Here is a 1,207-nt window from a genome sequence, read left to right as displayed (position 1 = left end):
CGACGGCGGCGGAGGCGGAGGGGCGCCGCCGCGCCTGGGCGGCGGCAGGAACGCGTCCGGCATGCCGACGGTCGGCGGCTCGGAGGGCGGCGGCGGGGTGGTGCCGTCGCGCTCGCCGGCCAGGACGACGCGGGTCGGCTCGATCGGCTGGTCAGCCATCGGAGTCCTCCTCCTCTGTTGTCGGGTTCAGGAAGGCGGTGGCGGCCTCGGCGACCAGCACCAGGAAGGCGGTGGCGGCGCTGCCGGCGAAGAAGGTGAAGAAGAACTGGTCCATGGACGACCTCCGGTCGAACGGTCAGCTGATCCGGGCGGCGAGGTGCTGGAACGCGTTGGTGCTCACCGGGTGGGCGATCTCGTCCAGGACGTGCTGCCAGGCCGGGCTGTCCGTGCGCACGGTGATCTGCCAGACCGGCCGGCCCTCGCGCGGGCCCGGGTCGATCGCCAGAACCTCGTAGGGGGTGTCGCCGACGCGGCGCGGGCCGATCGCGCGGGCGATCCAGCGGCGGATGCTGTCCGCCTCGTAGTACGCGCGGCGGGCGGGGGAGGAGGTGCGGGCGCGGTGCTTCATCGTGGGCCTCCGGCTCCATGCGGGACTGGGTGGTGGTGCGAGGGGTGGTGGCCTGTCCGGGAGCCGCGCCGCCGTGGCGGGCGGCTCCCGGACGGGGGGGGTGGGGTCAGCCGTTCTGCGCGTCCCGGGCGTCGAGCCCGTCGAGGTAGGCCTCGTACTCGGCCTGGTCGGCCTCCTCGTACGCGGCGCGCATGCGGTCGAGGTCGGCCTGCCAGGCGTCGTACTCGGCGGGCGTCATCGGGAACTTCGGGTCGGCCATCGAGGCCTCCTCGTCTGTGCGGTGGTGAACGGGTCTTGGCGGGTGGCTCCGGACGGAGCCGGTGGAACGGGGCCGGTGCGGGCGACGGGGTGGTGCTGGCTGTGCGTCGGGTGGCTAGTCGTCGGCGGCGGGGCGGCGCGGGCCGGACAGGGCCCGCGCGGTCTCGCTCCAGCGCGGACCGTCCTGCCAGGGCGACCACCGCTTGACCTGCTGCTCTTCCCAGGTGCTGCAGCCCGGGAAGGCGGCGGCCGCAGGAAGGTGGTCAGTGGCCGGGCCCGGCCGCCGGCCCCGCGAGTGCGGGTGGGCGGCCGGGGCCGTGTGGGGTCAGTGGCCGGGCTCGGCGGGGGCGTCCAGGTCGTCGCGGATCGCGGCGGCCTGGG

The 1,207-nt window shown here is 76.0% G+C and carries 3 protein-coding genes; all 3 read right to left on the bottom strand.

What is annotated here, in order from left to right:
* Positions 1-151: 151 nt before the first annotated feature.
* Positions 152-274: a hypothetical protein gene (locus tag AE652_RS49135; protein ID WP_255357488.1), complete on the bottom strand. Its 123-nt coding sequence runs from the start codon at positions 272-274 to the stop codon at positions 152-154.
* Positions 275-295: 21 nt separating this feature from the next.
* Positions 296-568, bottom strand: a complete 273-nt coding sequence (locus AE652_RS41690) for a hypothetical protein (RefSeq protein WP_049661252.1) — start codon at positions 566-568, stop codon at positions 296-298.
* A gap of 106 nt (positions 569-674) precedes the next feature.
* On the bottom strand, positions 675-827 hold the full coding sequence (locus tag AE652_RS47110; protein WP_159028741.1) for a hypothetical protein: 153 nt from the start codon (positions 825-827) through the stop codon (positions 675-677).
* Between the last annotated feature and the right edge of the window lie 380 nt (positions 828-1,207).

The sequence above is a fragment of the Kitasatospora sp. MY 5-36 genome (assembly GCF_001182915.1).
Classification (GTDB): Bacteria; Actinomycetota; Actinomycetes; order Streptomycetales; family Streptomycetaceae; genus Kitasatospora.
This window is presented reverse-complemented; position numbering and strand designations above follow the sequence as displayed.

What these genes read in the sequence shown, in the direction of transcription:
- AE652_RS49135 (WP_255357488.1), bottom strand. Translation starts at nt 274, where the DNA reads ATGGACCAGTTCTTCTTCACCTTCTTCGCCGGCAGCGCCGCCACCGCC.
- AE652_RS41690 (WP_049661252.1), bottom strand. Translation starts at nt 568, where the DNA reads ATGAAGCACCGCGCCCGCACCTCCTCCCCCGCCCGCCGCGCGTACTAC.
- AE652_RS47110 (WP_159028741.1), bottom strand. Translation starts at nt 827, where the DNA reads ATGGCCGACCCGAAGTTCCCGATGACGCCCGCCGAGTACGACGCCTGG.